General features: G+C 43.7%; 20 protein-coding genes. 13 read left to right on the top strand and 7 right to left on the bottom strand.

Going from position 1 to position 23,404, the window contains the following annotated elements; genetic code table 11:
- Positions 1-137: 137 nt before the first annotated feature.
- Entirely contained in the window at positions 138-413 is a 276-nt protein-coding gene (locus tag B3M51_RS12140) for a cupin domain-containing protein (protein WP_104934707.1), read from the bottom strand.
- A 268-nt stretch (positions 414-681) separates the two neighbouring features.
- Between B3M51_RS12140 and B3M51_RS12135 the strand changes: the two genes are divergently transcribed.
- Complete coding sequence (locus tag B3M51_RS12135) at positions 682-2,895, top strand: TonB-dependent receptor (protein ID WP_292759547.1); 2,214 nt, start codon at positions 682-684, stop codon at positions 2,893-2,895.
- A gap of 68 nt (positions 2,896-2,963) precedes the next feature.
- On the opposite strand, the gene B3M51_RS12130 is transcribed toward B3M51_RS12135, so the two are convergent.
- A complete protein-coding gene (locus B3M51_RS12130; RefSeq protein ID WP_292759545.1) occupies positions 2,964-4,646 on the bottom strand; it encodes an NAD-dependent malic enzyme in 1,683 nt (560 codons plus the stop codon).
- A gap of 230 nt (positions 4,647-4,876) precedes the next feature.
- Between B3M51_RS12130 and B3M51_RS12125 the strand changes: the two genes are divergently transcribed.
- The 5 genes from B3M51_RS12125 to B3M51_RS12105 all read left to right on the top strand — a co-directional run bounded on the left by B3M51_RS12125 (position 4,877) and on the right by B3M51_RS12105 (position 10,911).
- Complete coding sequence (locus B3M51_RS12125; protein ID WP_292483723.1) at positions 4,877-5,215, top strand: DUF2845 domain-containing protein; 339 nt, start codon at positions 4,877-4,879, stop codon at positions 5,213-5,215.
- 168 nt (positions 5,216-5,383) lie between these two features.
- On the top strand, positions 5,384-5,692 hold the full coding sequence (locus B3M51_RS12120; RefSeq protein ID WP_292759543.1) for a hypothetical protein: 309 nt from the start codon (positions 5,384-5,386) through the stop codon (positions 5,690-5,692).
- Positions 5,693-5,938: 246 nt separating this feature from the next.
- Positions 5,939-7,012 (top strand): HlyD family secretion protein, encoded by a 1,074-nt coding sequence (locus B3M51_RS12115; RefSeq protein ID WP_292759541.1) that lies wholly within the window; start codon positions 5,939-5,941, stop codon positions 7,010-7,012.
- The gene (rbbA, locus tag B3M51_RS12110) at positions 7,012-9,789 is read left to right on the top strand and encodes a ribosome-associated ATPase/putative transporter RbbA (RefSeq protein ID WP_292759540.1); all 2,778 of its coding nucleotides are present in this window, start codon (positions 7,012-7,014) and stop codon (positions 9,787-9,789) included. Before B3M51_RS12115 ends, rbbA begins: the two co-directional genes overlap by 1 nt.
- On the top strand, positions 9,790-10,911 hold the full coding sequence (locus tag B3M51_RS12105) for an ABC transporter permease (protein ID WP_292759538.1): 1,122 nt from the start codon (positions 9,790-9,792) through the stop codon (positions 10,909-10,911).
- A gap of 9 nt (positions 10,912-10,920) precedes the next feature.
- Here B3M51_RS12105 and B3M51_RS12100 read toward each other — a convergent pair whose 3' ends face one another.
- The 4 genes from B3M51_RS12100 to B3M51_RS12085 form a co-directional block, all read right to left on the bottom strand.
- Positions 10,921-12,480 carry a methyl-accepting chemotaxis protein gene (locus B3M51_RS12100; protein WP_292759536.1) on the bottom strand — a complete coding sequence of 520 codons (1,560 nt, stop codon included), beginning with the start codon at positions 12,478-12,480 and terminating at the stop codon, positions 10,921-10,923.
- Between the two features lie 5 nt (positions 12,481-12,485).
- Complete coding sequence (locus tag B3M51_RS12095; protein WP_292483711.1) at positions 12,486-13,067, bottom strand: SCO family protein; 582 nt, start codon at positions 13,065-13,067, stop codon at positions 12,486-12,488.
- A gap of 154 nt (positions 13,068-13,221) precedes the next feature.
- Positions 13,222-13,863 carry an HAD family hydrolase gene (locus B3M51_RS12090; protein WP_292759534.1) on the bottom strand — a complete coding sequence of 214 codons (642 nt, stop codon included), beginning with the start codon at positions 13,861-13,863 and terminating at the stop codon, positions 13,222-13,224.
- A gap of 116 nt (positions 13,864-13,979) precedes the next feature.
- Complete coding sequence (locus tag B3M51_RS12085) at positions 13,980-14,621, bottom strand: arylesterase (protein WP_292759532.1); 642 nt, start codon at positions 14,619-14,621, stop codon at positions 13,980-13,982.
- Positions 14,622-14,649: 28 nt separating this feature from the next.
- On the opposite strand from B3M51_RS12085, the gene B3M51_RS12080 reads away from it, so the two are divergent.
- From B3M51_RS12080 to B3M51_RS12060, 5 genes are all read left to right on the top strand, one after another.
- The gene (locus B3M51_RS12080; RefSeq protein ID WP_292759530.1) at positions 14,650-15,381 is read left to right on the top strand and encodes an ABC transporter ATP-binding protein; all 732 of its coding nucleotides are present in this window, start codon (positions 14,650-14,652) and stop codon (positions 15,379-15,381) included.
- Complete coding sequence (locus B3M51_RS12075) at positions 15,378-17,861, top strand: ABC transporter permease (RefSeq protein WP_292759528.1); 2,484 nt, start codon at positions 15,378-15,380, stop codon at positions 17,859-17,861. The genes B3M51_RS12080 and B3M51_RS12075 overlap by 4 nt, the downstream gene beginning before the upstream one ends.
- 107 nt (positions 17,862-17,968) lie before the next feature.
- Positions 17,969-18,670, top strand: coding sequence for a monofunctional biosynthetic peptidoglycan transglycosylase (gene mtgA / locus B3M51_RS12070; RefSeq protein ID WP_292483702.1), 702 nt, complete (start codon positions 17,969-17,971; stop codon positions 18,668-18,670).
- A gap of 106 nt (positions 18,671-18,776) precedes the next feature.
- Positions 18,777-19,007 carry a DUF2789 domain-containing protein gene (locus B3M51_RS12065; protein WP_292483701.1) on the top strand — a complete coding sequence of 77 codons (231 nt, stop codon included), beginning with the start codon at positions 18,777-18,779 and terminating at the stop codon, positions 19,005-19,007.
- Positions 19,008-19,023: 16 nt separating this feature from the next.
- Positions 19,024-20,361: a class II fumarate hydratase gene (locus tag B3M51_RS12060; protein WP_292759526.1), complete on the top strand. Its 1,338-nt coding sequence runs from the start codon at positions 19,024-19,026 to the stop codon at positions 20,359-20,361.
- Between the two features lie 14 nt (positions 20,362-20,375).
- On the opposite strand, the gene B3M51_RS12055 is transcribed toward B3M51_RS12060, so the two are convergent.
- Positions 20,376-20,726 carry a YkvA family protein gene (locus tag B3M51_RS12055; protein WP_292483698.1) on the bottom strand — a complete coding sequence of 117 codons (351 nt, stop codon included), beginning with the start codon at positions 20,724-20,726 and terminating at the stop codon, positions 20,376-20,378.
- A 520-nt stretch (positions 20,727-21,246) separates the two neighbouring features.
- On the opposite strand from B3M51_RS12055, the gene B3M51_RS12050 reads away from it, so the two are divergent.
- Positions 21,247-22,185 (top strand): ABC transporter substrate-binding protein, encoded by a 939-nt coding sequence (locus B3M51_RS12050; protein ID WP_292759523.1) that lies wholly within the window; start codon positions 21,247-21,249, stop codon positions 22,183-22,185.
- A partial coding sequence (locus B3M51_RS12045; protein WP_292759521.1) for a PAS domain-containing protein occupies positions 22,185-23,404 on the top strand: 1,220 nt, incomplete at its 3' end. The genes B3M51_RS12050 and B3M51_RS12045, both read left to right, overlap by 1 nt.

The following is a 23,404-nucleotide window of genomic DNA, read 5'->3' as shown; positions in this document are numbered from 1 at the left end:
TTGATTGACGCTTTTTCAGCTCACAACAGAGATGGAGATGAAAGATAAACATGCCCTAGTGACATTTAGCTTGGCGAAAAGTTGTAGGTATTGCAAAAGTAAAAAAGGCATCCGAAGATGCCTTTTAATGTTACTGACTAATCGTAGCTGTAATGCTTTTTCAGCTGTTTGGTCACTTGCCACATGCTTTTTAAGCCTGTTGGGAAAATTGCATAATCACCAGGAACAATAGTGACTGGCTCACCACCATCTGGCGTGACAATAATTTCACCTTCAAGGATGTAAGCTTTTTCTGTTTCATCAAAATCCAAACGGAATTCGGTGACAGGGCAATCCCAAATCTCCCAACCTGACACACCCAGTTCTTGTAAACGAGCTTCACTTGGGTTTTTTTCAATAATAATTTCTGGCATAAAAATCCTGAATATATAAAAGGGCCAATCATGGTTGTCATGCGACAGAACCATTGCTTCTTTTCGTCAGCCATGCGCGTTTACACAGCGACATGTCAGTATTTGACTGGCAAATAATAGCAAAACTGAATCCTAAAGGTTGGATAGAGTTGAAATTCACGTTTTAGCCTATTCATAAATCATTCAAATGATAACGATTAGTATTTACATTAGTTTATGTAATACGTAGCATATGATTTTTTCCCATTTTTCGCGCCGGAGAAAGTTCATGTGTATTAAATTGTCGCCGTTGGCGATGTCCATTGGATTAGCATTATTTGCTTCCCATATGGCAACTGCTGCAGAAACCGAAACAGATTCAGCAAAATTAGAATCAATTACCGTCACCGCCAGTGCGGATGCTTCTGCTGAAGGTCTATCTCCAGCATTTGCCGGTGGTCAAGTTGCGGAGGGGGGACGTGCAGGTATTCTGGGGACTAAAGATAATCTGGATACACCTTTTAGTATTACCAGCTATACCAACGAATTTATTCAGGACCGTCAGGCGCAGAGCGTCGGAGACGTCCTGCAAGCCGATCCTGGTGTCAGGGTCGCTCGCGGCTTTGGTAACTTTCAGGAAACCTACTTCATTCGAGGTTTTCTTCTTTATTCAGATGATGTTGCCTACAATGGACTGTATTCTTTGTTACCCCGTCAATATATCGCGACAGAGTTATTTGAACGCGTTGAAGTATTGCGTGGTGCCTCAGCATTTCTTACAGGTGCCGCTCCGGGTGGGAACGGTATCGGTGGCGTTATTAATTTACTCCCTAAACGAGCTCCAAACTATGATTTGAACCGAATCACTGTCGGTGCATCGCACAATGATCAACGTAATGTCTCTGCGGATGTGGCACGTCGTTTCGGTGAAAATCAAGAGTTTGGTATTCGAGTCAATGCTGCCCATCACAATGGTGGTACTTCGATTGACGATGAAAACGCGGAGCTGAGCCTGTTCAGCGTCGGTTTGGATTATCGGGGTGATCGACTGCGTTTATCGGCGGATATGGGGTATCAAAATCATCAATTAGATGAAACCCGAACCAATGTAGCGATTAACGGCTTAACAGATGTCGTACCGAAAGCGCCAGATGCGAGCAAGAATTGGGCACAGCCCTGGAGCTACTCCAATGAAGAGGATGTGTTTGGCACCTTCCGGGCAGAATATGACCTAAGCGATAATGTGACTGCCTGGGCAGCGTATGGCTTGCGCCGGACAGATGAAGACAATTCTTTGGCCAATTTTACGCTCCAGGATGCCCGTTCCGGAGCAGGTGTTATGGGCAGGTTTGATAATACCCGCGAAGATAGGGTTGATACCGGTGAAATTGGCTTCAGAGGTAACTTTGATACTGGTTCAGTCGGGCATGAATGGGTGGTGTCATATTCGTATTTCCAATTGGAAACAAAGAATGCCTTCATTGGTGAGTTTGGTGAACGGAGATTGGACAGTAATTTATACAATCCTGTTTATTATGGTAGGCCGGGTTTTGGCAGTGGATCTGCCACCGGAACATTCTTTGGGAATGATCTGAATTCACCGATGTTAACAGGTAGAACGAAGCTGAATAGTTTTGCTATCGGCGACACGCTCGCTTTCATGGATGAGCGTATTTTATTGACGCTTGGCGCCCGTCATCAGGCAATCAAAGTTGATAACTACAGTAGCGATTCAGAATTTGAGACGGCTGGGGTGCGGACTTCCTATGAAGATAGCGAAATTACACCGGCAGTCGGCGCTGTGTTCAAGATTACAGACCAAATGTCGATCTACGCCAACTATATTGAGAGTTTGGCGCAAGGTGAAACTGCGCCAAGTACAGGTGTGACCAATGTGGGAGAGTCTTTATCCCCCTATGTTTCTGAGCAAAAAGAAATTGGGGTGAAATATGAGACTGAGCGACTAGGTCTTGGATTAGCCTATTTCACAACTTCCAAACCCAGAGCTGCAATTGAAAATAATGTCTTCAAAGAGTCAGGCGAAGATGAGCATCAAGGTATGGAACTTACCCTTTACGGTAAGGCTTCTGAGAACGTGAAAGTTTTGGGCGGGGTGACTTGGCTAGACGCCGAACAGAAAGATACTGGTAATGCTTCGATTGATGGTAATGATGTGATTGGTGTGGCGGAGTGGCAAGCCAATCTCGGTGCTGAATGGGAAGTACCTCATTTGGATGGTCTGGCGTTGGATACCCGATTGACTTATACCGGTTCACGTTATGCTGACGATGCAAATACGCTTAAAGTCGATGACTGGACTTCTGTTGATATCGGTGCCCGTTATATTGTTGCTGCAGGCAATCAGGATGTGACACTAAGGGCACGCGTACACAACCTGTTTGACCGTGACTATTGGGCATCCGTGGGTGGTTTCCCCGGAAGAGGCTATTTGGCACTTGGTGCGCCGCGCACCGTTACCCTAAGTGCCACGATGGATTTCTAATTCACCAATTAATTTTTTAAAAACGGCTTGCTGTATTTTATGGCAAGCCGTTTTTTTATTTTCATCGATTAAACATTCACTCGTTGATACTCACGATAACGTGGCAACCAGAAATTATCTTCAATCGCCTGTAATAAAGCACTTTCGGACATTTCAGGAGCAAGTTGTTTTTGTTGAGCGAGTTTAGCCACTTCAAAGGCAATCTTTTTGCTGAGTTTTGCCGAGTCGCTAAGTGGAGGGAGGAGTTCCTGGTTACCTGGGGTAGTCATTGGTGAAGCCTCAGCCAGCACCTCGCTTGCGGTCATCAGCATATCATTGGTAATACGTTCTATCTTCGCGGCAACCACGGCAAGGCCGAGACCCGGGAAAATGTAACTGTTATTGCATTGTGCAATGGGATAAAAGTTTCCTTCATACACAACTGGCGTGAAAGGGCTGCCAGTTGCGATAAGTGCATTACCCTTTGTCCATTCAATGATCTGTTGAGGGTGGGCTTCTATCTGTTTGGATGGATTGCTTAACGGAAAGATGATCGGTGTTGGACAATGCGAATACATGGATTTGATTATTGCTTCCGTAAATATCCCTGACTGACCTGATACACCAATCAACACAGTCGGTTTTGCGTTATCAATGACCTCAGCTAAATTGGCATTGATTCCTGAGATATTCCAGGTAGCACAAACCAGATCCAGCTGAGCCAGTTTTTGTTGAAAATCCGGTAATCCAGGTAATGATTGGGTTAGCAGTCCCGGTCGATCAATCATGAAAATGCGTTTGCGGGCATCCACTTCGCTGGTGCCTTCAGTCATCATTTGCGACACAATTTGTTCGGCTATGCCACAACCTGCAGAACCTGCTCCAACAAAGACAATGGTTTGCTCGGAAAGCGTTTGTTGTTTGGCACGACAAGCTGCCAATAATGAACCCACGGTTACTGCAGCTGTACCCTGAATATCATCGTTAAAACAACAAAGTTCATCACGATATCGAGTTAATAACGGTAATGCTTTGCGTTGTTCAAAATCTTCAAACTGTAACAGAGCATTTGGCCAGCGTTTTTTGATAGCGGTAATAAATAAATCAATAAATTCATCATATTGCTGAGCATCAATACGCGGATGTTGCCAGCCAATATATTGAGGGTTATCCAACAAGTCAGGATTATCCGTGCCAACATCCAGCATGATGGGCAGAGTATAGGCCGGGCTTATACCACCACAGACGGTATATAAAGAAAGCTTGCCAATAGGGATACCCATACCGCCAACGCCTTGATCACCCAAACCAAGAATACGGCTGCCATCGGTTATCACAATGATTTTTACATTACGTTTGGTGGCATTAAGCAGAATTTCATCAATATGATGGCGGTCAGGATAGGAGATAAACAATCCTCTGGCACGGCGATAGATCTGCGAAAATCGCTCACAGGCATCACCTACGGTAGGTGTATAGATTATTGGCATCATTTCCTGCAGATGATGTTCAAGCAGGTAATAGAACAAGGTTTCGTTATTGTCCTGAATGGTACGCAGATAGATGTGTTTGTTTATTGGTTCTATAAAACTGGAATACTGCTGATAGGCCCGCTCAGCTTGTTGTTCAATCGATTCAAATCGTTGAGGTATCAAACCTCTGAGATTGAATTGTTGCCGTTCCGCCTCACTGAACGCTGTACCTTTATTAAGGAGCGAAGTTGCCAGAAGGGTCGGACCAGCGTAGTTAATATAAATAGGTTTGGGCGGCATCGCTGTAACATTCCGTTTTAGTGTTTAACCCGCAGTATAAACATCTGTTGCAGTCAAAATTCAAATCATCCTGTAAAGGAAAATATATTTATTGAAAGGGACGACAAATAAAATCGTGAATAAATAGACCTTTTTTAACGATTGGAATACAGATCGGTTGACGAGCAATGCATTAAGGTCGCATATTGTCCCGAAATCAGTAAATCAATGATCGTTTTGTGAGGATAATTATGCGTTTATCAACCTTTTTAGTATCAGTGGCGACACTACTGTTTTCTGCCAATATTTTTGCTGGCAGTGCATCATCCCATGAAGAAACCATGGCGTGCGGCTCTAATAGCATCACAATCGGTATGAGCACTGATGATATTAAAGCGATTTGTGGTCAATTCTGGGAACCAGCCTTTATCAGCAAACATACCCGTCCGGTGCTAAGAAAAGTAGCCGATTCTGACGTAGAAAATGATTATTTTGAAAAATGGCTATATCGCATAGTGGAAGATCAGGAAACCCATGTAGTGATTAAAAATGGACAGATAGTAAAAATCTTTAATACTCCCCAGCCTTAAAATTAGTTAATAACAAGACGGCCTTTACTGGCCGTTTTTTTTACAATACTTGCTAAAATCAAAAGCCAGTCAGTAAAAACAACTTTCTTAAAAATTTTATGCTCAAGGATTTTACTGTTGGTTCAAGAGTCAGAAGTTTGGTCTGATCAATCAAAACAAGAGCTGCTGATGAAAATTCAAACTATTCTGGCTTTATCTGTGTTGGCATTATTTACTTCGCCACTTCAAGCAAATGAGATGGAAAGCAATAAACAATGTGATCTTATCGCCAATCTGACAGGTGATTACTACCATCATAAGCAAGCCGGAAAATCCAAACAGGACGTTCAGCAGACGATGCGCCCTGAGTTTGCCAATGAAGAATTCCTTCGTGTCGTTGATCTGGCAATTAATCTCGCTTACACCTTCCCAGATGATTTATCCGAAGATAAAGTTGAACAACAAGTCTTTCAAGGGTGTGAACAACATCAACCCTAAACCAAACCTGTTCATTACTAAATTCATTTGATCTGCATCAAAAGCTGTTAAGTTAACGCATATTCAATGTTTTAATGATACTTGGCTGATGTAAACTTGCATCCAACTGATTAGCTTTATGAGATCAATCATCTCCAATGATTTTATCAATTAATCTGCAATAGCAATGCCGCTTTAAAAAGTATTCCTACGTGGTTGCGGCGACTTTAGATCGTCTTGGCAAATTTCTTTGTATAGGGAAAACGGATGCCATTTAACCGAAACACTCAATTGCTTCGTGCGTTAATGATTGGGGCAATCATTGTCTTAATCATTTTTCTGGTATGGCGTTTTTATCTGGCTCCGGATCCTAATGCTGGATTGGTTTATGGCAATGGCAGAATTGAAGCGACTGAAATCGATGTAGCCGCAAAAACCGCAGGTCGTATTCAGGATATTTTGGTTAGAGAGGGAGATTTTGTTAACACGGGGCAGGTAGTTGCCCGAATGGACACTGAAAACCTGATGGCCCAATTACGTGAGGCTCAGGCACTATTTCATCAAGCCGAAAGCTCTGTTGCTATCGCCAATAGTCAACTGGTACAACGTGAAGCAGAAAAACAAGCTGCATTGGCCCTGGTTGCCCAGCGTCAGGCTGAACTCAATGTGGCGCGTAAGCGTTATGAGCGATCTTCATCATTGGCAGGACGTGGAGCAACGTCCCAACAGGAAGCCGATGATGATTTTGCTCGTCAGCAAAGTGCCATAGCTGCGGTTAGTGCTTCAAAGGCACAGGTAGCCGCTGCAGATGCTGCCATTGTCACGGCCAGAGCTCAAATGGCTGGAGCGGAATCAGCTTTATTGGGTGCACAAGCCAGCATTGATCGTATTCAGGCTGATATTGCTGATAGTGAGCTTAAAGCTGTACGCGATGGTCGTGTTCAATATCGTATTGCCCAACCTGGAGAAGTTATCGCCGCTGGCGGACGTGTGTTGAATCTGGTCGATCTGCGGGATGTGTATATGACCTTCTTTTTACCCACGCTCAGTGCAGGCCGTTTAGCCTTAGGCACCGATGTCAGAATTATTCTGGATGCTGCTCCTGAATATGTCTTCCCCGCCAAAGTATCTTTTGTGGCCGATGTCGCCCAGTTCACACCCAAAACCGTCGAAACCGCTACTGAGCGGGAAAAATTGATGTTTAGAGTACGTGCCCAGATCCCACAGGATCTATTGGAGACATATATATTACGTGTTAAAACTGGTCTTCCAGGTGTGGCATATGTTCTTGAAGATTCCCAGGGAGAATGGCCAGAACATCTGGCAGTGAGGATTCCTTGATGACAGCTACGGCATTGTCTGAGTTGAATGACAAGCGCCTGGTGGCTGTGCTGAAAAATGTCAGTCTTTGCTATGGTAAGACACAAGCGTTAGATGATCTAAGTCTCGCTATTCCAGCCGGAATCATGGTGGGCATTATCGGGCCAGATGGCGTAGGTAAGTCCAGTTTATTTTCATTGATTTCCGGCGCACACGCTATTCAGCAGGGCACAATTGAAGTGCTGGGTGGTGACATGCGAAAACAGCAGCACCGGCAAACAGTTTGTCCACGCATTGCCTATATGCCTCAAGGGCTTGGCAAAAACCTTTATCACACGCTCTCCGTATTTGAAAATGTCGATTTCTTTGGCCGGTTATTTGGTCTTGATCGACTTGAACGCGAACAACGTATCAGAAAATTGCTGGAAGCCACTGGTCTGACAGCATTCGCTGATCGGCCCGCAGGTAAATTATCTGGTGGTATGAAGCAAAAACTGGGTTTATGCTGCGCGTTAATTCATGATCCGGAATTACTTATTCTGGATGAACCTACTACCGGCGTGGATCCTCTATCGAGACGCCAGTTCTGGTCTTTGATTAATCGTATTCGTAATGATAATCCGGGAATGAGTGTTCTGGTGGCCACCGCCTATATGGAAGAAGCCGCAGACTTTGACTGGTTAGTGGCAATGAATCAGGGCAAGGTTCTCACTACAGGCACACCAAAACAAATACTTGAGCAAACTGCTACCAGCTCGCTGGAATCGGCTTTTATAGCGTTGTTACCGGAAGCACAACGCAATCGTCATCGACCTGTGATTATTCCCCCACGAAAAGAATCCATTCAAGATGAATTTGCCATTGAGGCAGATAAACTCACCAGGCGGTTTGGTCATTTCACCGCCGTAGATCAAGTGAGTTTTCGTATTCCACGTGGTGAGATTTTTGGTTTTCTCGGCTCGAATGGCTGTGGCAAAACCACAACGATGAAAATGCTGACGGGGCTGTTGGCCGCTTCTGAAGGACAGGCCAGATTATTTGGTAAAACCATTGATCCGCATGATCTGAGTACCCGCCAACGGGTGGGATATATGACCCAGTCATTCTCATTATATGGTGAACTGACGGTCAAGCAGAATATGGATTTGCATGCGCGATTATTCAAACTCCCTTCGAATAGCATTGCTGACAGAATAGACCTGATGGCAAAACGCTTTGAACTGGATGCCGTGTTGGATAGCTTGCCTGATGCTTTGCCTCTTGGTCAAAGACAACGATTGTCACTAGCAGTAGCCATGATCCATGGGCCGGAAATGTTGATTCTGGATGAACCGACATCCGGAGTTGATCCCATTGCGCGTGATGTGTTCTGGCAGATCATGGTGGACCTGGCAAGGCAGGATGGGGTGACCATTTTTATTTCAACGCATTTTATGAACGAAGCAGAGCGTTGCGATCGAATTTCGTTGATGCATGCAGGACGGGTGTTGGTGACGGATACGCCGGATAATTTAAAAACCGCCAGAAATGCTGCTTCATTAGAAGATGTATTTGTCGATTATCTACAAGAGGCAGTAAGTGACAAAGAAAATCTGCCGATGAGTGATGATGGTATTAAAAACGCGAAAAAAACCAATACAAAATATGACACCCCATCCGCTTCACTCACTGGTTTCAGTTTGCGCCGCTTATACAGTTACAGCCGAAGGGAAACACTAGAGTTATGGCGAGATCCCATACGACTGACAATGGCAATGCTCGGCACGTTATTGCTGATGTTTGTGGTGGGCTATGGCATAAGTATGGATGTAGAAGATCTTAAGTTTGCCGTACTGGATGCCGATCAATCTGCTACCAGTCGTGATTACACGCTTAATTTAGCGGGATCACGTTATTTTATTGAACAACCTCCGTTGTTTAGTCACGCTGAAATTGAGCGACGAATGCAGTCTGGCGAACTTAGCCTGGCTATTGAGATCCCATATGGCTTTGCTCGGGATTTGGCTCGCGGCAGACCGGTGGAAATTGGTGCCTGGATTGATGGCTCTATGCCGACACGTGGTGAGAATATTCGTGGTTATGTGCAGGGAATGCATAGTTATTGGCTGACAATGAAATCAAGGGAAAGACTGGGATCGTCCATCACGGCACAACCTGCCACCATCGAAGCACGCTTTCGTTATAACCCCGATGTAAAAAGCCTGGTAGCCATGGTACCGGCGATGATTCCCTTATTGTTGATGCTGATTTTATCCATGCTGACGGCATTGTCAGTAGTGCGGGAAAAAGAACTGGGTTCGATTGTGAATCTGTATGTCACGCCGGTCAGTCGTTTGGAATTTCTACTCGGCAAGCAAGTGCCATACATCGTGCTGGGTATGCTCAATTTTGTCTTACTGGTGTTGTTTGCGGTATTTATCTTTAAGGTGCCGCTAACGGGGAGTTTCATCACTCTGACGTTTGCGGCATTGCTGTATGTATTTTGTGCTACTTCACTGGGGTTGCTGATTTCAGCCTTCACACGCAGTCAGATAGCGGCATTATTTGGCACTGCATTATTAACATTGATACCAGCAGTACAATTTTCCGGCATGATTGATCCTGTATCGTCAATGCAGGGGCTGGGGCGATGGATTGGGGAGGTTTATCCTGCCACGCATTTTTTGACGATTACCCGCGGTGTATTTTCCAAAGGCCTGTCTTATTCGGATTTACACTCCGCATTTACTGCGTTATTTATAGCTGCCCCGGTCTTAATGCTGATCGGCGTTATGTTGTTGAAAAAGCAGGAACGATAAGTGGCCTTCAACAATATCCTGCAACTGGGTGTCAAAGAACTCCGCAGCTTGTTACGTGATCCGGTATTGATGATCTTTATTGTGTACGCGTTCAGTTTGTCCATTTATGCCGGGGCAACCGCAATGATTGATTCATTGAATAATGCGCCGATAGCGATTGTAGATGATGATCGATCCCCATTATCCATGCGTATTGTGGATGCATTTTATCCGCCCTATTTTTTACCCCCTGTGCTGATTGAAGGGCATGAAATCGATGCCCGGATGGATATGGGGATTGATACCTTTGCCTTACATATTCCGTCTAATTTTCAACGTGATTTACTGGCAGGCCATCAACCTGTTATTCAGTTAAACATTGATGCAACTCGCATGGGACAGGCATTTACCGGTAATAGCTATGTTCAGTCTATCGTCAGTGGAGAGATCGACACCTTTGTGACACGACATCGGCAGGAGAGTGTCGCACCGGTAGATTTGGTGTTACGCGCGAAGTTTAATCCTGAATTAAACAGTCAGTGGTTTGGGGCCGTAATGGAGCTAATCAATAATATCACTATGTTATCGATAATCTTAACCGGAGCAGCGCTGATCAGAGAGCGGGAGCATGGCACGCTTGAGCATTTACTGGTCATGCCTGTGACACCATTTGAAATAATGACCAGCAAGGTTTTTGCCATGGCATTAGTGGTCATCACAGCGACAGCTTTATCTTTATGGCTGGTGGTTCAGACATGGTTATCAGTTCCCATCCAGGGATCGGTCTGGCTGTTTTTACTGGGAACCTTATTTCACTTGTTTGCGACCACTTCACTGGGTATCTTTCTGGGCACAGTGGCCAGATCAATGCCTCAATTCGGCTTATTGCTGGTCATGATTCTATTACCCTTACAAGTGCTATCAGGGGCCAGCACACCCCGGGAAAGTATGCCGGATATTATTCAGTACATAATGTTACTGGCCCCGGATACACATTTTGTTATGTTGGCCCAATCCATTTTGTACCGAGGAGCCGGTTTTACCGAAGTCTGGCCACAGTTTCTCATTTTGATTTTGCTAGGTGGTGTTCTATTTGGTTTATCGTTAAGTCGTTTTCGAAAAACCATTGCTTCCATGGCGTAATTTACGAAATCAGGTTGTAAATACGTTGGCTTTATCTCTGATAACTAAACCAATTTGTTTGATTTCTGAATTACGTTCAGCATTTTGCTTCACTGCAATTTCAATATCGCTATTCGAGTCCTGAATATGATGCAAAGTCTGACTTATTTCAGCAGAGACAGTGCTTTGTTCATGCATCATTTGAGCAATTGATTGATTCAGTGCATTTATCTTGTCTGAGAACTCGGCAGAGCCTTTTATCAATGAGTTCGTTTGTTGTACTAAATCTATCGCCGTCTCACCATCTTTGTTGCTTTCGAGAAGTTTTCCCATCACCACATCTGTAGCAGCATTAATTTTTTCGGCGACAGCCATAATATCTTGTGTTGCATTCTGACTTTTCTGTGCTAAATCGCGAACTTCTGAGGCAACTACCGCAAACCCTCTGCCATGCTCACCGGCACGTGCTGCCTCAATTGAAGCATTCAAAGCCAGTAAGCTAGTTTGCGCTGAAACTTCAGTGATAAGAGAAACAGATGTCTTAATGGCTCCCGTATTTTTTTGCAAACGCTCAAACTCACTTTTTACTTCATTGATTTTGTTGATAAGGGAATCTACTTTTAAAGACGCATTATCAGACATCGAGTTACAGTTATTGAGTTGCTCAAGCGTCTGAGTTGATAAGGAGGCCGCATTTTCAGTTGTTCTGGCTACTTCACCAATACTGGTAGACATCTCCAGACTGGCGGAGGCAATCTCTTCTACACGCTGACTTTGAGTTGTTAATGAGGATAAGTTATTTTCAGCACTTACAACCGATAACTCCGTGAGATTATCAAGCTCGGTAGCCGCTTTTTTAAAATCATCAATTGATTTGTTCATCAACCCAAAAAAGTCCTGAACAGACTGTATAAATGCTGAATCAGCAGAATTCGTTGCTTGAATATTATCGACCGCAATGGTGAGGTCACTTTGTTGTGCTGCAACCTGCATAGCAGCCATCACATTATTAGATAATTGATACTGAGAATTCATGCGATAACAGAAAAATACTAAAACAGCAGACTCCATAACAACAAATGCTGCATGGACTGCAAATGTAGCCCAATCACAGCTTTGAGCGTAAACGATGAAAGGCATATTACCGATAGAAACGCCGGACAATTGAAGTGGCACAGAGGCCGCATGATGCAAAGCAATTACCACTGCTGCAACTAAAATCACACGATAATCACGCCAGATTATTAGAAATGCCAAAGTAGCAAAAATATGAAAGTGCATTTCAATTCGCCCAAATTGCTGCATTATGAAAATCATAGACATCATCATCATGCCAGCAGCTATTACACTTCTTGAGAAAAAAGTCCCAGGCATCGTGCTATAAACATACCAGGATGCCAACACCACGATTAATGCAGGGATCGCACCCTCGATATGCGTTCCGTACTCCATAGGCACAATAAAAAATATAAAAGGTAAATGGGCGACTAATAACCACAGGACTAATTTGTCATTAGCTGCATTATCCTTCAACTGGCGCTGAGAAACGTTTTCCTGGATTATTTGAGAAGAACTTTTTTGATTAGACATAGGGTTTAGCTTCCACGTAGTTGCAGAATTGATAAATCATCGATAATTTGTTGACTGTCAGGCTTTGGATAGGTAATTAAACCTTTACTTTTAGGATGGTAGAGGTAGATGTAGCCTGAATGATGAATATTGGTTTTACTCAGCGAAAAATTTTCCGGCAACATTTTCATCAGTCGGCCCAGTTCCTGTGTGTCCTGCGGCGATATCAGTCGCATATCTGGAGCAAACTCGGAAAGAAAGTCATTTAACAATTCAGCCGAACCTACGTCGGGCTTTAAGTTAATAAACAGATAGTTTAAGTCATTTTGATGGGTTTCTTTGATCTTACTCAGCACACTGACATTGACCGGGCAAGTTGATTTACAGGTGCTGAACAGCCCGGTAATTAACAAGGGTTTGTCGTTCGTTTCATTAAGGTGAAACGAGTGTTTATCCAATTGAAAACGCGTTTCAATACCATTAAGTGTGCTCGGATTCATTGCAGCAATCAGCTGATGTGAAGTAAATATCAGTACTACTGCTGTAAAACAAAGCATCAGCGTAATTCCAATATGCACAATATTTCGGTGGCTTACATTTAATTTCATGAATAAGCTCAGTAGTAATTCCTGAAAAACTAGGGAATAAATCATTTATCATAAGTGTTAACGGTCAAAACTGCGTGAAGTTTAACTTGAGATCAATCAGTTTAATAAATGTCTAATAGAACTTGAGGCGCCAAAACTTGAGTCCGGCGGATAGTCAGAATTTTGACCATGAAAACTGTTCAAGTGAACTGAGAGCAGAGTGAATATTGCTCAGGATAGAAGTCTCGGCAATACGATGGGGATTGACATAGATAACCTGCATCCCGGCAGCATGCGCCGCCTTAACACCAGTAGGGGAATCTTCAAACACCAGACAATGCTGTGGATCTACATTTAGGTTGTCAGCACTTTTTAAATAGATTTCCGGATGGGGTTTGGTGTTTTCAACATCATCAGCGGTTTGAATTGAAGAGAAAAACGTTTCAATTTGCAGGCACTGCAATACGGTATGACAAACGGCTCTTGGTGCGTTGGTGGCAAGACCAATAGGAAAATTCATTGTGTGGATTTGTTTGAGTAAATTCAGAGCACCTTGCATCGCCACCGGTGTTTGCTGAATCTGTTGGCAAACTCGCTGAATAACGCTCTGTTCCGACACCTCAAGTGAGAAAGGGCTTTGAGCCTTCAGTGACCAGTACTCGGATACCTGCCGCATATTCATATTGCGGGTATTTAGCTGGTCAGCCTCAGTTATATCGATACCGTAGTTGGAAAATACGTGTTTTTCGGCGTCATCCCAGATTTGTTCAGAATCAACAATCACCCCATCCATATCAAAAATGACAGCTTTAATCATGTGCAGTATGGCAATCAACGGTTTTAATAATTTGAAAGTTCATATTTAAATCAGTCATCAGGCAACATTTTAGCTATAAATAGAGTCAGATAATCGGTTTGGATGAGAGAGACCGTTTACTGTTCTAATAGTGTCAATAATTCTGGCCAAATATTATCGAGTAATTGAGGTTGCGCTTTTGCTGTTGGATGAATTCCATCTGCCTGCATCATCGCCTCACCATCATAAATGTCGAGAAGGAAAAAGGGCAAGAAGGCGAGGTTATATTCTTCGGCAAGACTTGAATAAACATTAGCGAAAGCCGTGGTATAACGAGGACCATAGTTAGGTGGGATTTCAATGCCAACCAGTAATACTTCTGCCTCACGCATTTGGGATAATTCAATCATTCTGGCTAAGTTGTTGCGAATAACATCGGGTGGAAAACCGCGTAAACCGTCGTTACCGCCCAGTTCAATTACAACGATAGCGGGATCATGTTTGTCCAGTAAATCCGGTAATCTACGTAAACCACCGTCGGTTGTTTCACCACTGATACTGGCATTGGCTACATTCCATATCCCGGGTGTTTCTTGTTCAAGGCGCTCTTTCAGTAACTCAACCCAGGCGGCATCACTATCGATGCCATAGGCTGCACTGAGACTGTCGCCAACAATTAACAGGTTTTTTCGCTGGGGTTCAGCTGCTTGAGACTGGAAACTGACCAGGACCAAAAACAGCCAGATAAACAATGTTTGTGTAGGTAATAAGGTTTTCATAACCGCCAATTAATTATGTGAGGAAAGTATGTCCACAGATAGACAACCGGATCCGTCAAACGACTTCATGATACAGGTACAAAATCTGTCACATTCGGTTGATTTAGGCACCGATAAACTGTCGATTTTACAACAGGTCAATATGGACATTCGTAAAGGCGAATCAGCAGCCATTGTCGGACGTTCCGGTTCAGGTAAAACAACATTGCTGGGGTTACTGGCAGGACTGGATTTACCGACCAGTGGAAGAGTCAGTCTGGATGGTCATCTCATCAGCACTTTGTCAGAAGATGAACGTGCCAGTCTGCGTTCACAGCGAGTCGGTTTTGTGTTCCAGTCTTTTCAATTGTTACCCACATTATCTGCGCTTGAAAATGTGATGTTACCCATAGAGTTGGCTGGTTTAGCTGATGCCAGGGCAAAAGCTGAAATCTTGCTCGAACGGGTTGGTCTGGGCGAACGAATGCAACACACACCACGACAATTATCGGGTGGTGAACAACAACGGGTAGCTATTGCCAGAGCCTTTGCTGTGAATCCTAAAGTGTTATTTGCAGACGAACCTACCGGCAATCTGGATACCCGAACGGGGGAAGCCATTACTGAATTACTGATGAATCTGAACAGTGAACACGGCACTACGCTGGTGATGGTGACGCATGATCAACAGCTTGCTGAGCGATGTCAGCGGTATTTCATCATTGAGGCAGGCGTGCTGTATGAAAAAACAGAAAAAAATGCAGAGGTGTTATCTGCATGAACGAAACGGCTAAAGTGATTTCGTTCACCCAGGATTTACGTGAGCGAAATGTAAAAGTCATGTTAATGGCGATGATCATAGCGGTAGCAACTGTGGCAACCATAAATGCCTTTGCAGATCATCTGCAAAAAACATTAATGACTTCGGCCAGTGCTTTTTTGGCGGCAGATCGTCAGTTAAATAGCCGAACCAATGCCCCCATTCCAGAGGCCTGGTATGCAGAGGCAGAAAAACAAGGTCTTCAAGTTGGCCGAATGATCGAGTTTGGCACCATGGTTTCCAATGAAAGCCAATTCCAGCTGGTTGCCGTCAAAGCGATTGATAATGCTTATCCACTTCGTGGTGAAATTGAATGGCAGACTGATCTGGATAGTCCGAGACAAGTGGCATCCAATGGGCCTCAACCTGGTGAAGTCTGGCTGAATCCCCGGCTTATGCGTTTATTGGAATTACGGCCTGGTGATGCGCTGGAAATTGGGGCAACTTCTCTTGAAGTGACAGGCGTGATCATGCGTGAGCCCGATGGTGGTTTTAGACTTTCAGCTCTGGCACCACGACTGATGATGCATGTAGACGATGTAGCCGCAACGGAGGTAATACAGCCTGGGAGTCGTGTTCGGCATCGTGGTTTATTTGCTGGTAGTGAGGCCGAATTGGCTGGTTTTGAAGCATGGTTGGAACCACGCTTAACAGACAATTACAGCTGGGTAGATGTTCGGCAAGGAGAGACCCTGGGTGAATCTTTAGAAAAAGCTGAGGGCTTTTTATTACTTGGTGGCAGTCTGGCTGTGTTGCTTGCAGTCGTGGCAATAGGCGTTGCCAGCAGACAATATGCATTAAGCCAGCGGGATCGCGTGGCGTTATTAAAAACCATGGGTCTGACTGGCAAACGTATTCGTAAATTATATTTATCGCGCTTAGTTGTATGGGGCCTGATGGCTACTGTTATTGGCTTATTGCTTGCCATACCCTCTGCCTGGCTGTTGGCTTCACTGACCGCACAGTTAATGGACCAGCCGTTACAATTTGGAGTGGATTTCTGGCAACTTTGGCCAGCTGTGTTAACTGCTTTAGCCGCTTTATTTGCCTTTGCCTACCCACCGATTGATCGTTTACGTAATACACCGGCAATGCGAGTATTTCGCAGTTTGCCAACTAATGACAAGGCCGCTTTAGTCAAAGATTTGTTGCTGGCTGTCTTAGTGATATTTGGTTTGTTATGGGTATATGTCAATGATATCAAGCTGGTAACAGCATTACTCGGGGCAGTTGTTGCGTTAGTTATTTCACTGGCGGTTGCCGGTGCTGGTCTAATCTGGTTATTACGCAGATTTCCAGCCGGAAAAGGTGGTTGGCGATTGGCGGTGATTGCGTTGTATCGACACCGTAATGCGACCTTGTCACAAATGTCGGTATTTGCGATGACTATTATGCTGGCTGCTACGTTAGTTCTGGTGCGATCTTCATTGCTAGCTGACTGGCAGGCACAGTTACCGGAGGATGCGCCAAATCATTTTCTGCTGAATATTGCACCGGAATCAGTTGATGAGGTAGAGACATTCTTCTCACAGCATCAGATAAACCGTAGTCCTCTGTATCCTATTGTTCGTGGCAGACTGACAGAGATTAATGCGCAGCCTGCACAGGAAGTTGCGTTAAATAAAGATGATGATGAATTGCGCCGCGAATTAAACCTGACAACGTCAGATTCTTATCCAGATGATAATCAAATTGTTGCCGGACAATGGTTTAAGCCAGGTGAAACATCGGGGCTATCGATTGAACAATCACTGGCTGACTCTCTTGGTGTCGAGGTGGGTGATGAACTCGGCTTTACGGTGGGAGCTGAAAAAGTGAGCACAACCATCACCAGTATTCGCAGTGTGCAATGGGACAGCATGCGTCCCAACTTTTTTATTATCTTTCCGCCCGATGGGACAATAGATGGATTACCTAGTACGTCGCTGACAAGCTTTTATCTTGCTGAGCAGGATAAAGCGTTACTAAATGATTTTGTTCGGCAGTTTCCCACCATTTCAGTGTTGGAAATTGATCATATTATCGAACGAATTCAGCAAATTATTGCTCAGGTAACACAGGCGGTGGAAGCGATATTATTGATGATTCTGCTGGCCGCAATTGCGGTGATGGTCGCAGTTGTCAGTGCAACGATGTCGGAGCGGCAGCGCGAGGGCGCCTTATTACGTACCCTGGGGGGGCAACAGAAATTACTGGTCAGATCCACAACCATTGAGTTTGCATTGATTGGTTTTCTGGCTGGTATTCTGGGTGTGCTGGCAGCGGAAACAGCCGTTTGGGCATTACAAAATCGGATGTTTGAGGGCGAATTTCGCTGGCATTGGCCAGTTGTGATAAGCCTGCCTTTTATCAGTGCAGTGATTCTTGCCATTCTTGGACGTTGGCAATTAACGCCTGTATTAACTGTTTCACCCATGTTGCTATTAAGAAGACTGGAATAACGCAGCGGTAAATTTGGATTAGCATGCAGTAGCTTGCATGACTAAAATAAACGTCTCATTATGTGCACGTTGCATCCTGAGGATGCTTGTTTTGCTTAGGAATAACTGTGCATCGAATATATCGTTTCCTTTTAAAGGTATTGCTGCTCACGATATTGACGTTTGTCTTGTTGAGCCTATTGCTGGTATTACCTTTTCGCTGGGTAAATCCACCGATAACCATGGTGATGGCTGACCGCTGGATAACTTCAAATGAAGACTTTCAGTTGCGTAAAACCTGGCTAAGCTGGGATGAGATGCCAAAACATGCAGCTTTAGCAGTTATAACATCTGAGGACCAGAAATTTCCGTTACACAGTGGGTTTGATCTTAAGGCGATTCAGCAGGCGTTAAAAGAAAGGGAGCGCCGGGGAGGTTTGCGTGGTGCCAGCACCATTAGTCAGCAAGTGGCAAAAAATATGTATTTATGGACCGGCCGCAGCTGGTTCAGAAAAGGTCTGGAAGTCTGGTTTACCTTGCTGATTGAACTCAGTTGGAGCAAACAACGCATTCTTGAGATTTATCTGAATATTGCAGAGTGGGGGCCGGGGGTGTTTGGATTGGAAGCGGCCAGTCAATATCATTTTGGTCGATCAGCAATTAATTTGACACCAATGCAGGCAGCTTTGCTGGCTTCCTCCTTACCCAGTCCATTGAATTACAATCCAGCCCGACCCGCGCAGCATTTGCTTAAACGTGCAGAATGGAATTTGCAGCAACAACGTCGTTTAGGTGGAACATCATGGTTGGAACCACTCAAACAACCCTGAACGCGTTTCTGAATTGAAATTTATCCTTAAAAGCGTAGTTTGACAAGACTGTCACAAACAAACAAATCTGGTAGTAGTTTTCTTCACAAGCTTAAGGAGAATGATAATGGATACCTCACTGCATACGATGGAAAACCTGTTTTCCCAACTGGGCCTTGATAACAGCGAAGAAGCAATCGAAAATTTTATTAATCAGCATGAATTGCCGGAAAACGTCAAATTGGAAAATGCGTATTTCTGGTCGCCTGCACAATCTGCTTTTATTAAAGAATGTCTTGTTGATGATTCTGATTGGGCAGAAGTGGTGGATCAGCTAAATGTGCAATTAAGAAAATAATCGTTGAATGCTACCCATGTCTGATGTTGACGCCTTATTCGGCAAGCAGACCCGGCTGGCCCTGAATCATTTTGCTATCGGCACTGAAACTTTTCCGCGCGAGTTTATTCGTGCCTTGGGACTGGTGAAGCGCTGTGCGGCTCAAGCGAATATTGATTGCCTGCAATTGGAAAAAAATATCGGTCTGGCAATAGCTGAGGCAAGTCTCTCAGTGATCAATGGCGAGCATGATCAGCAGTTTCCATTAACTATCTGGCAATCCGGTTCGGGTACCCAAACCCATATGAATACTAATGAGGTGATTGCCAATCTGGCGACACAGCTATTGGATTCGAAAATTCAGGTGCACCCCAATGATCACTGCAACATGGGGCAATCGACCAATGACAGTTTTTCGACCGCAATGCATATTGCAACGGTGGAACAAATTCAATTTGAGCTGTTACCGGCATTAATACAGATGCAGCAGGTAATGGCCGAACATTCAAAACAATGGCAAGCCATAATAAAAATCGGCAGAACGCATCTTCAGGATGCAACACCGTTAACATTGGGACAGCAGTTTTCGGCCTATGCGTCCCAATTACAAAATAATATTGATTGGTTAAAGCAGGCTACTGCTGAACTGTATGCCATTCCTCAAGGTGGTACCGCCGTGGGGTCGGGACTGAATTGTTCTGCCGAATTTGCTGAAAACTTTGCCAGACAGTTAAGCGAATATACGGACTTACCTTTTACTCCCAGTGACAACAAGCTCTCGCTGCAGGCTGCTCACGATGGTCTGGTCAATGTGTCGGGTATTTTAAACACTCTGGCGGTGAGTCTGAACAAAATTGCGGCTGATATCCGATTATTGGGCTCAGGCCCTCGTTGCGGTATCGGTGAACTGCATTTACCCGAAAATGAACCCGGTTCATCAATCATGCCGGGTAAAGTGAATCCAACCCAATGTGAAAGCATGTTGATGGTATGTGCCCAAGTGATGGGAAATCATCTTACGATAACGTTAGCAGGTGCTCAGGGACAATTAGAACTGAATACCTATAAACCATTAATGATCTTTTCACTGTTGCAATCCATTAGATTATTGAAAGATGTTATAAATAGTTTTGCAGAATATTGCCTGCGTGGGTTGGAGCCGGATAGGTCACAAATCGAAGCGTTTTTAAATAACTCATTGATGCTGGTTACCGTCCTATCACCGGTAATTGGATATGATCAGGCCAGTTTGATTGCACAACAGGCACATTCCCATGGAACCACATTACGAGAAGAGGCTGTTCGTTCTGGTTTGATCACTGCAGAAGCATTCGATGAACTTATCAAGCCGGAAAATATGTTAGGGCCACGATGATGCTATAAATGTGTTTAGTTTGATACCAAATGCCAAACAGCATAACTGCACAAGCCTGCAAAAAGTAACCAAAAGCCAATGATTACAGCTGCTGCATAACGATTTTTGGGTAATTGAATTGGATTTAACTCAGCTTTAGCCATACAGTCAGACCAAACTGCCTCCGGTATCAGCTTGATGACTAAATAAATCCCTAAAGGCAAAATAATCAAATCGTCCAGATAGCCAATTACCGGAATAAAATCCGGAATAAGATCAATCGGGCTTAACGCATACGCCACTACCGCAACACCCAACCACTTAGCCACTTTTGGAACAGCCGGATCCTTGCTTGCCAGAAATAAAGCAGAAATTTGAACTTTCATGCATCTGGCAAACAATTTTAGTCTAGTTATTAACTTCATTGATTTTGTAGTGTGATCGCTAAGTAAGGAAAAATTCCCGAAATCCATTCAGACATTGACATAAAATTCACGATCTGTTCGTTTTAATTCTTTATAAATAGTAGTGATGTCGAGTGATAATTTAAAATAGTATTCTCCAAATGATGTCGAACAATGAGAAGTATAGTAATGAAACATCACGGTAACGAAAAAAATGAACAACATACTGCACTTTCTATATTTGTGATGAAAATATTATAGGGTGCGAACATTATTTTCTAACCATTTTTTAGGTTAGAGTAGCTTAAAGTTTTTACTGTAAGGGAATAACCCAATTTATTAAGATTTCTTAAATAAATTAAAGCTCTTTGCCTTATGTACGCAATAATAACTATAAGCATACGAACTCATTACGGAAAATAAGATGGGCCTGAAAAGAGTACTAATATTATTCGTCTTATTTTTAGTAGCTTGTAGTTCTGAGAATACTGACGAAACTCGATTGAAATTGGCTGGTGTCAATTATTTGGGGGATTTACCAACACTTTTAGCCAGTAAAAATCAGTTATTCAAAAAACATCAGCTGGATGTTGATGTGAGCTTTAATAATTCTGGTAAGCAAAGTCTTGACGATTTACGTGCCGGGAAAGTGGATTTTGCCTTGGTTTCGCCAACAGCGTTTACGCTGGATAAATTAGCTAATGCAAACAATGAACTTCCTGATAAAGAGCCCGTAATCTTGGGAAATCTTTTGCATTCCACCTTAATGAATCAAATCCTGACTACTAGTAATGGTAAGCAAATTCAAACTGTTACTGATTTATCAGGAGGACGTATTGGTTTGCCAAAAGGGACAAATTCTGAATATCTCTGGTGGGTCTATTCAGTTTTTTACCAGGTAAATACAGAGCAGGTAGAAATTATCGATTTACCCATTTCAGAATTGGGTAAGGCCTTAATTGATGACAAGGTCGATGCGATTGTTACCTGGCAACCATGGACCAATCATTTTATTACCGAATATGGCGACCAGCTAAAACAGGTAGAGGGTAGTCATGTTTACAGCGCAAAATGGCTACTGGTAACAACTCGGCAAATGGCGGCGCAGAATCCACAACAGTGCCAGCAATTGCTGATTGCATATGCCGATGCCATCAGTCTTATACACTCTGACACAGAAGACGTTATGCAGATGTATAGCCAGGAAATGGGTAAAAACGCTATTGTGGGGCAAAATTATCAACCAGGATTACACCAGTTAAATTTAAACTGGTCATTAATTTCCGAATTACATCAAAACATTCAATGGGCAAAACTCAATAATTTCCCCGGATCAGACAAACCAACCGATGTGACTTCCTGGTTCGCCTCCGAACCTTTAGCAGCAATACAGCCTTTTTTAGTTAAAATTCCAACGATGCGATCTGAGGAGAACCAGTAATGAAGCTGGTTCAAACGTCTATTTTCTTTATCAGTGCCTGTCTGCTGGGGCTACTCTTTTTAATTGTGTTAGGTGCATGGAGTTACCATGAGGTCGAGTCAAAACGCTATGAACTTAATTCGCTTGCAAAGCTAAATAACAAAATTGATGCGTTATCTGTCGGCAGCGATAACTTATTGATTTTTCGACCAGATGACGGTTTGTGGCAGGTTTTCCTAAGTGATGCTCGACAAATCCAGAAAGATCTCTCAGAGCTGGAACGAGGCAAGTTTAATGCCCAAAGGGCAATGCGACATATCGATCAGTTGATTAAGTCGGTGGAAGATGCGTATCAAAATCTGCCGGACAATACTGCTCCCATAATCAATGACTCTCAGATGAATCCTTTGTCGTTACCCTTGAGATCACGATTATTAATCAATCAGGTTGCTGATCATGGTATTGCGATTGAAAGTTCTATTGATCAATTGATGCAGGAAAATCAGCAAGTTATTAAAAGTCATATAAACCGTATTCTGTTTGTTTTCATGTTATCTACGCTGATCTTTGGTGTGTTATGTGTGTTGGCATTCAATATGATTTATCAGCGTATCGCCCTGCCTACCCGAAATCTTATCAATACCATCCAAAAAATATCGCTTAATGACAACACAGCTCGGGCAGAGGTGTTTGGCAAAGATGAAATGGCAGAGTTATCCATGGCTTTTAATGCACTGCTGGATCAAAAAGATCGCTCAAACCAACAGATCATCCTGCAGCAGAGTGAGTTAAAAAAACAGGCTGAATTACTGGAAATTGCCGGAAGAATCACCAAGTTTGGTGGGTGGTCGGTGGATATGAGAACCAAACAGGTTATTTGGTCTGATATGGTGGCAAAAATCCATGGCAAACCAGAAGGCTATAGTCCAACCATTGAAGAAGGTTTGGCCTTTTATATTGCTGAGCATCAGCCACGTATGCAGGAATTATTTACTGCCTGCTATCAGCAGGGAATTCCTTATGATGCAGAGTTACAAATCATTAATTCTGCTGGAGAACCAATCTGGGTTCGTACATCTGGTGAAGCTGTTCGGGATATCGATGGCAATATTACAGGTGTGCATGGTGCTTTTCAGGATATCACTGAACGTATGGAGCTTGAAAACCGTCTGCGACAATCTCAAAGATTGGAGGCAGTTGGTCAGTTAACGGGGGGGGTGGCACATGATTTTAATAATCT

The organism is Methylophaga sp. UBA2689, from assembly GCA_002354555.1.
In the GTDB taxonomy this organism is placed as follows: Bacteria; Pseudomonadota; Gammaproteobacteria; order Nitrosococcales; family Methylophagaceae; genus Methylophaga.
The sequence above is the reverse complement of the archived record's forward strand: the minus strand, read 5'-3'. Positions and strand labels throughout refer to the sequence as shown.

Excerpts from the sequence above, each read along its gene's own strand:
- B3M51_RS12130 (WP_292759545.1), bottom strand. The coding sequence starts at position 4,646 with ATGCCGCCCAAACCTATTTATATTAACTACGCTGGTCCGACCCTTCTG.
- B3M51_RS12140 (WP_104934707.1), bottom strand. The coding sequence starts at position 413 with ATGCCAGAAATTATTATTGAAAAAAACCCAAGTGAAGCTCGTTTACAA.
- B3M51_RS12080 (WP_292759530.1), top strand. The coding sequence starts at position 14,650 with ATGTCCACAGATAGACAACCGGATCCGTCAAACGACTTCATGATACAG.
- B3M51_RS12135 (WP_292759547.1), top strand. The coding sequence starts at position 682 with ATGTGTATTAAATTGTCGCCGTTGGCGATGTCCATTGGATTAGCATTA.
- B3M51_RS12075 (WP_292759528.1), top strand. The coding sequence starts at position 15,378 with ATGAACGAAACGGCTAAAGTGATTTCGTTCACCCAGGATTTACGTGAG.
- rbbA (WP_292759540.1), top strand. The coding sequence starts at position 7,012 with ATGACAGCTACGGCATTGTCTGAGTTGAATGACAAGCGCCTGGTGGCT.
- B3M51_RS12120 (WP_292759543.1), top strand. The coding sequence starts at position 5,384 with ATGAAAATTCAAACTATTCTGGCTTTATCTGTGTTGGCATTATTTACT.
- B3M51_RS12085 (WP_292759532.1), bottom strand. The coding sequence starts at position 14,621 with ATGAAAACCTTATTACCTACACAAACATTGTTTATCTGGCTGTTTTTG.
- B3M51_RS12090 (WP_292759534.1), bottom strand. The coding sequence starts at position 13,863 with ATGATTAAAGCTGTCATTTTTGATATGGATGGGGTGATTGTTGATTCT.
- B3M51_RS12100 (WP_292759536.1), bottom strand. The coding sequence starts at position 12,480 with ATGTCTAATCAAAAAAGTTCTTCTCAAATAATCCAGGAAAACGTTTCT.
- B3M51_RS12115 (WP_292759541.1), top strand. The coding sequence starts at position 5,939 with ATGCCATTTAACCGAAACACTCAATTGCTTCGTGCGTTAATGATTGGG.
- B3M51_RS12065 (WP_292483701.1), top strand. The coding sequence starts at position 18,777 with ATGGATACCTCACTGCATACGATGGAAAACCTGTTTTCCCAACTGGGC.
- B3M51_RS12095 (WP_292483711.1), bottom strand. The coding sequence starts at position 13,067 with ATGAAATTAAATGTAAGCCACCGAAATATTGTGCATATTGGAATTACG.
- B3M51_RS12060 (WP_292759526.1), top strand. The coding sequence starts at position 19,024 with ATGTCTGATGTTGACGCCTTATTCGGCAAGCAGACCCGGCTGGCCCTG.
- B3M51_RS12125 (WP_292483723.1), top strand. The coding sequence starts at position 4,877 with ATGCGTTTATCAACCTTTTTAGTATCAGTGGCGACACTACTGTTTTCT.
- B3M51_RS12055 (WP_292483698.1), bottom strand. The coding sequence starts at position 20,726 with ATGAAAGTTCAAATTTCTGCTTTATTTCTGGCAAGCAAGGATCCGGCT.